Annotated in this window: 1 protein-coding gene; it reads left to right on the plus strand. The window is 75.5% G+C overall.

What is annotated here, in order from left to right:
- The coding region (locus tag G7A99_RS24210) for a YbfB/YjiJ family MFS transporter (RefSeq protein WP_163144626.1) at positions 1–554 on the plus strand (554 nt) is incomplete at both ends.

Raw genomic sequence — 554 nt, forward strand, 5'->3', positions numbered from 1 at the left:
CTCGGCGGTCTCGCCCTCGCCGCCTGCCTCCTCGCCTGGCCCGCATGGGGGAGGCTGCCCGTACCGGACGGCGCGACGACGGATACCGGCCGGCCGGCGGGGCACCTGCTCGCGCTCACCGGCACCACCCTTGCCGCCTATGCCCTGGATGCAGTGGGCTTTATCCCGCACACGGTATTCTGGGTGGACTACCTCGCCCGCGGCCGCGGCCTGGGGATGGACGCCGCCGGGGTACAGTGGGCGCTCTTCGGGCTCGGCGCCGTGGCCGGGCCCGCGCTCGCGAGTTTCGTGGCCCGGCATCTCGGCTGGCGACGCGCGCTGGTGGGCATCCTCGCGGCCAAGGCGGGGATCGTTGCCCTGCCGCTGGCCGCGCCGGGGCCCGCGGTGCTGGCGGCCAGTTCGCTGGTCATGGGCGCCCTGGTACCCGGCACCGTGGCGGTGACCTCGGCACGAATGGCGGAGCTGGCCGGGATCACCGATCACCGCCGCGTCTGGGGATGGGCGACCACCGCGTTCGCCCTGTTACAGGCCGGCGCGGGCTACGCGCTGGCGGC

The sequence above is a fragment of the Arhodomonas sp. KWT genome (genome assembly GCF_010993615.1).